The organism is uncultured Lactobacillus sp. (genome assembly GCF_948948975.1).
Classification (GTDB): Bacteria; Bacillota; Bacilli; order Lactobacillales; family Lactobacillaceae; genus Lactobacillus.
In genome coordinates this window covers 40,718-48,240 of the sequence record NZ_CARBVX010000016.1, presented here as the reverse complement: position 1 = coordinate 48,240, position 7,523 = coordinate 40,718, and the positions used below count along the sequence as shown (strand labels likewise).

Annotated in this window: 2 protein-coding genes; both read right to left on the bottom strand. The window is 38.8% G+C overall.

Annotated features, from left to right (window positions below; all coding sequences use genetic code 11):
- Nucleotides 1-115: 115 nt before the first annotated feature.
- Nucleotides 116-3,787, bottom strand: a complete 3,672-nt coding sequence (gene rpoC, locus Q9R40_RS07255) for a DNA-directed RNA polymerase subunit beta' (protein ID WP_304677030.1) — start codon at nt 3,785-3,787, stop codon at nt 116-118.
- 17 nt (nt 3,788-3,804) lie between these two features.
- Nucleotides 3,805-7,443: a DNA-directed RNA polymerase subunit beta gene (locus Q9R40_RS07250; RefSeq protein WP_300722326.1), complete on the bottom strand. Its 3,639-nt coding sequence runs from the start codon at nt 7,441-7,443 to the stop codon at nt 3,805-3,807.
- Nucleotides 7,444-7,523: the final 80 nt, after the last annotated feature.

The following is a 7,523-nucleotide window of genomic DNA, read 5'->3' as shown; positions in this document are numbered from 1 at the left end:
AACTAAAAAATAAAGTCAAACATCCTATTGTGCTTGACTTTACGTAGAAAAAAGCCTACTCGTTTTTACACGAATAGGCTTTTTGAACACAAATGTTTAAGTTTTGAAAGGATGATTAGTCAGCTGAGCCATTATCTTTCTCTGCATCAGCTGCAGCTAATTTCTTTTCAATATCAGCTATAGAATAAACTGACTTTTTCTTTTCATCTTCAGGAACATCAACTTTAGGTTCCATTTCACGGTAAACTGGCATACCAGTACCTGCAGGAATAATCTTACCAATAATAACATTTTCCTTAAGACCAAGTAATGGATCATTCTTACCACGAATAGATGCATCAGTAAGAACACGAGTAGTTTCCTGGAAGGAAGCTGCAGACAAGAAACTATTAGTTTCAAGAGCGGCCTTGGTAATACCAAGAATTACACTTTGTGCAGTAGCAGGAATACCACCGGAAATAATTACTTCACGGTTTCTTGCCTTAAATTCACCAATATCCATCAATTCACCTGGTAAGATATCAGTTTCACCTGGGTCAAGAATACGAACCTTTTGAAGCATTTGACGTGCCATAACTTCAACGTGTTTATCGGCAATTTCTACACCCTGCATTCTATAAGCTTTTTGGATTTCACTTAGAATGTATTTTTCAGTAGTCAATGCATCACGTACACGAATCAATTCCTTAGGATCGATAGAACCAAGAGTTAACTTATCTCCACGTACAACATGATCTCCTTCAGTAACTGCTACTGAAGCAGTGTATGGTACATCATAAGTACGAGTATCAGTTTGTCCCTTAACAGTAATTTGACGAGTGTGTTCTGCTGGATCTTCTTCAATTGAAGTTACTTCACCAGTTACTTCAGAAATTGTAGCACGCCCCTTAGGATTACGAGCCTCAAACAATTCTTGAACACGAGGTAAACCTTGAGTAATATCTGCAGCACCGGCAACACCACCGTTGTGGAAGTTACGCATAGTTAACTGAGTACCAGGTTCACCAATTGATTGAGCGGCAACAGTACCAACTGCTTCACCAACTTCAACGTCATCACCAGTAGCAAGGTTCATACCGTAACATTTCTTACATACACCATGTTGAGTGTTGCAAGTAAATACGGAACGAATTGTTACTTCAGTAACTCCGGCATCAACGATCTTATGAGCCATATCTTCGTCCATTAAGACATCAGCTGGACAAATTACTTCATGAGTTTCTGGATCGTAAACACTCTTAGAAGTGTAGCGGCCAACTAAACGGTCAAATAATGGTTCAATCATTTCATCGCCTTCAGTAATTGCGTGAACAGTTAAACCACGATCAGTGCCACAATCTTCCTCACGAATAATGACATCTTGAGCTACGTCTACCAAACGACGAGTTAAGTAACCAGAGTTGGCAGTCTTCAAGGCGGTATCCGTCATACCCTTACGAGCACCGTGAGTGGACATGAACATTTCCAAAACAGATAAACCTTCACGGAAGTTTGAAGTAACAGGAATTTCCATCATTCCTCCGTTAGGAGCGGCCATCAAACCACGCATACCAGCAAGCTGGGTAAAGTTAGAAATGTTACCACGAGCACCAGAATCGGCCATGATTGTAATTGGGTTTCTTGGTGCATGAATTTGAGCAATTTCATTTTGAACAATGTCTTTACAGTTATTCCAAATACTAATTACTCGATCATGTCTTTCTTCATCAGTAATTAAACCACGACGGTATTGCTTAGAAACAACATCAACTTTCTTACGAGCTTCAGCTACAATATCATCTTTATCAGTAATTGTAGGAATATCTTCAACACCAATAGTTAAACCAGAAGTAGTACATACAGTGTAGCCTAGTTCCTTCAAATCATCCAAGAAATCAGAAGTTCTTTGAACTTTGTAATCCTTGTAAATTTGAGCAATAGAATCTGATAGGAATCCCTTCTTAAAGGCTTGACCAAGTTTCATATTGTCAAGCTTTTCATGGATATCCTCACCAGGTTGTAAGAAGTATCTTTCATCTACTGGATGAGTAAGGTTTTCTTGAGTAGGATCATTAATGTAGTAGAAATCCTTAGGGAAAATTTGGTTGAAAACTAACTTACCATAAGTAGTTACAAAAATTCCATGTTCATAACCTTTTGGCCATGGCTTTTCTGGCATTGAGTCAGCTGCTAAACCAATACGAGTATGATAGTGAATATCACCATTTGCATATGCAATAGCTGCTTCAGCTGGTGAATCAAAGATCATTCCTTCACCTTCACGACCACGTTCTGCTTGAGTTAACCAGTAGTTACCCAAAACAATATCCTGAGAAGGTGTTACGATTGGCTTACCATCCTTAGGAGCCAAGATATGGTGAGCAGCAAGCATAAGCAAACGTGATTCTGCTACAGCTTCATCAGACAATGGAACGTGAATGGCCATCTGGTCACCATCAAAGTCGGCATTGTAAGCTTCACAAGCAAGTGGGTGAAGACGGATTGACTTACCAGGTACTAAAACTGGTTCAAAAGCTTGAATACCTAAACGGTGAAGAGTAGGTGCACGGTTCAAAAGAACTGGTCTTTCTTTAATTACATCTTCTAAGATATCCCAGATATCATCATCTTCACGATCAATCTTACGCTTAGCATTCTTAATGTTAGATGCTAAACCACGTTTTACTAATTCATGCATTACAAATGGCTTAAATAATTCTAGAGCCATTGGACGTGGCACACCACATTGATAGAACTTCAATTCAGGTGAAACATCGATAACTGAACGACCAGAGTAGTCAACACGTTTACCAAGTAAGTTTTGACGGAAACGTCCTTGCTTACCTTTCAACATGTGAGAAAGAGATTTAAGAGGACGGTTACCTGGTCCGACAACTGGACGTCCACGTCTACCGTTGTCAATTAATGCGTCAACTGCTTCTTGAAGCATACGCTTTTCATTTTGAACGATAATTCTTGGTGCATTTAAGTCTAACAATCTCTTTAAACGATTGTTACGGTTGATTACACGTCTGTATAAATCGTTCAAGTCAGAAGTTGCGAAACGTCCACCATCAAGTTGAACCATTGGTCTCAAGTCGGGTGGAATAACAGGAATACAATCCATAACCATCCATGAAGGCTTGTTACCTGAATTCTTAAAGGCATCCAAGATGTCTAATCTTCTGATAGCCCGAGTTCTCTTTTGACCAGTAGCAGTCTTTAATTCTTCTTTTAATTCATGAACTTCTTTATCAATATCTACTTGTTCTAGAAGTTCTTTCACAGCTTCAGCACCCATTTTGGCTTCAAAACGGTCACCGAATTTTGCTTTCTTTTCACGATATTCAGCTTCTGTTAAAAGTTGCTTATCTTCAAGATCAGTATCACCTGCATCGATAACAATGTAAGCAGCAAAATAAATTACTTCTTCCAATGCACGAGGTGAAATATCTAAGACTAATCCCATACGTGAAGGGATACCTTTGAAATACCAGATATGTGAAACTGGTGCAGCTAATTCAATGTGACCCATACGTTCTCTTCTTACCTTAGCAGAAGTAACTTCAACACCACATCTATCACAAACAATGCCACGGTAACGAATACCCTTGTACTTACCACAAGCACAAGACCAGTCTTTAGTTGGCCCGAAGATTCTTTCATCGAACAAACCATCTTTTTCTGGTTTCAAAGTACGATAGTTGATAGTTTCTGGTTTTTTAACTTCACCATAAGACCAACTTCTGATCTTGTTTGGAGAAGCCAAACCGATTTGCATACTTTCAAACTTATTTACGTCGATCAAAAGTTTAACCTCCTATATTACTTAGAAACCTTATCATCAGATGAAGTTGAAGAATCACTCTCATCTACAGGTTCATCTGACTTATCGTCATTTTTTGCAGCTTCTTCAGCTAACTTCTTCTTTTCTTGTTGTTCAGCAAGTTTAGATAAAGTATCGATATTGAAGTGATCGTTAGAATCATCATCCATATCACGCAATTCAATTTCTTTATGATCCATATCTAAGACTTTGATATCCAAACCAAGAGATTGTAATTCTTTCACAAGAACACGGAATGATTCTGGAACACCAGGTTTTGGAATTTTTTCGCCCTTAACAATAGCTTCATATGCCTTAACACGACCTACAACGTCATCTGACTTGTAAGTTAAGATTTCTTGTAGAGTGTACGCAGCACCATAAGCTTCAAGAGCCCAAACTTCCATTTCACCGAAACGCTGACCACCAAATTGTGCTTTACCACCAAGTGGTTGTTGAGTAACAAGTGAGTAAGGCCCAATTGAACGTGCGTGGATCTTATCATCAACCATGTGAGCTAGTTTCAAGTAGTACATAACCCCTACTGAAACACGGTTATGGAATGGTTCACCAGTACGTCCATCGTAAAGGACAGTTTTACCATCTTTTCCAATACCAGCTTCGCGGACCATATTCCACATATCATCTTCAGAAGCACCATCAAATACTGGAGTAGCAACATGAATACCAAGCTGTTTAGCAGCAATACCTAAGTGTAATTCAAGAACCTGTCCAATATTCATACGAGAAGGCACACCCATTGGGTTCAAACAAATGTCTACTGGACGACCATCTGGTAAATATGGCATATCTTCTTCAGGACAAACCAAAGCAATAGTACCCTTGTTTCCGTGACGACCAGACATCTTGTCACCAACTTGGATCTTACGTTTTTGAACGATGTAAACACGAACCATCTTATTTACACCAGGTGGTAATTCATCGCCTGCTTCACGAGTAAAGACTTGAACGTTTTGAACAATACCGCCACCACCATGAGGTACACGCAAGGAAGTATCACGAACTTCACGAGCTTTTTCACCAAAGATAGCATGAAGCAAACGTTCTTCAGCTGATAATTCAGTCACACCTTTAGGGGTTACTTTACCAACTAAGATGTCCCCATCTTGAACTTCAGCACCAATGCGAACAATACCTTCTTCATTGAGGTCTTTGAGTGCATCTTCACCAACATTTGGAATTTCACGTGTGATTTCTTCTGGCCCTAACTTAGTATCACGTGCTTCTGATTCATAATCTTCAATATGAATGGAAGTGTAGACATCATCTTTAACCATACGTTCAGAAATCATAACGGCATCTTCATAGTTGTACATGTTCCAAGTCAAGAATGCAATAATTGGGTTTTGACCTAGAGCTAATTCGCCGTTTTCCATTGATGGTCCATCAGCAATAACTTCATCTGCAACTACACGTTCGCCTTGCTTAACCGCTGGAGTTTGATTGTAGTTCTTAGTTGCGTTTGAACGACGGAATTTTTCAAGAACATACTTATCTAGAGTATCGTCGTCTCTTCTAATTCTAATTTCGTTTGCATCAACATATTCAACTACACCAGGAGCTTTAGCAAGTAATGCATCCCCAGAGTCATGTGCTGCACGATATTCCATACCAGTACCAACAAGTGGTGCATGTGGATTAATCAATGGAACAGCCTGACGTTGGTGGTTAGCCCCCATCAAGGCACGGTTAGAGTCGTCGTTTTCAAGGAAAGGAATACATGCAGATGTTACTGAAACTACTTGCTTAGGAATAACGTCCATGTAGTCAATCTTGTCAGGAGTAACTTCTAGGTTATCTTCCTTATGACGAGCTAAGACAATCTTATCTTTGAAAGAACCATCTTCATTTAAGCGAGCGTTAGCACCAGCGATAATGTAATTATCTTCTACATCAGCAGTTAAGTAGTCGATCTTGTCAGTGACCTTGTGAGTATCCCAAGAAACACGCCGGTATGGTGTTTCAATAAAACCATACTTGTTAACAATAGCGTAAGTTGCCAAAGAGTTAATCAAACCAATGTTAGGTCCTTCAGGAGTTTCAATAGGACATAAACGACCATAGTGAGTATAGTGCACGTCACGAACTTCATATCCAGCACGGTCACGAGATAAACCACCAGGTCCTAAGGCTGACATACGACGCTTGTGGGTTAACTCACCAAGTGGGTTGTTTTGATCCATAAATTGTGATAATTGTGATGAACCAAAGAATTCCTTAACTGAAGCAACAACAGGACGAATATTGATTAATTGTTGTGGTGTAACAGTAGAAATATCTTGAATTGACATTCTTTCACGGACAACACGTTCCATTCTTGCTAAACCAATTCTAAATTGGTTTTGAAGTAATTCACCTACACGACGAATACGACGGTTACCTAAGTGGTCAATATCATCAGTAGTACCGATATTATCTTGAAGATCGAAGAAGTAGTTAATTGATGCCAATACATCAGCAGGAGTTAAGTGCTTAACATCATCTGCAATGTGGCCGTTAGACATTAATTTAACTACACGTTCAGGATCAACTTTAGAATATACCTTAATTTCTTGAACTGTTACTGGATCAGGTAACACACCTTCCTTTGAAGGTTCATAAGTTACCATCTTGAAGTCATCACGATCTAAGTAAGGTGATAGTTTATCAAGAAGTTCATGGGTAACAACGTCACCCTTTTTAGCAATGATTTCACCAGTATCAGGATCAGCTAAAGTTTCAGCCAAAGTTTGTCTTAGTAAACGATTCTTTAAAGAAAGTTTCTTATTGATCTTATAACGACCAACTGGAGCTAAATCATATCTTCTTGGATCAAAGAATCTAGCATATAAAAGTGAGCGAGATGAATCAGTTGTCTTAGGTTCACCTGGACGTAGTCTTTCGTAAATATCCTTTAATGCTTCTGCAACGCGAGAGTCGGCAGGATTCTTGTGGATATCTTTTTCCAAAGTGAAACGAAGTGAGTCACTTTCACCAAACATATCGGCAATTTCACTATCAGAACCAAATCCTAAAGCACGAATCAAAACACTTAAAGGAAGCTTACGAGTACGATCGATACGAACATAAGCTAAATCTTTAGCATCAGTTTCATATTCAAGCCATGCACCACGGTTAGGAATAACTGTAGCACCGAAAATTTGGCGACCATTTTTATCAAAATCTGAATGGTAGTAAACACCAGGAGATCTAACAAGCTGAGAAACAATAACTCTCTCAGCACCATTAATAACGAAAGTACCTGAATCAGTCATTAATGGGAATTCTCCAAAGAAGACGTCTTGAGTCTTAATTTCTCCAGTTTCATGGTTAGTTAACTTCAAAGTTACATGAAGCGGAGCAGAATAATTAGCATCGTGATCACGTGCTTCTTCAAGAGTATATTTTGGTTTCAAAAGCTTGTAGTCAACAAACTCTAAAGAAAGTTTTCCTGAAAAGTCTGAAATCGGCATAATGTCGTCAAACATTTCACGAATACCCTCATTAAGAAACCACTTGTAAGATTGCGTTTGTACATCAGTCAAGTTAGGTAACTTCAATACTTCTTTAATTCGAGAGAAGCTACGTCTTGTCCGGTGACTACCGTAGTTCACAGCGTGTCCTAACAAAGAAAACATCCTTTCTTATATAAGAATCTAAATATTACATTTGTGTTACAAATTGCAAAAAGTCAAAATTTGGGTACAAAAAAACAAAA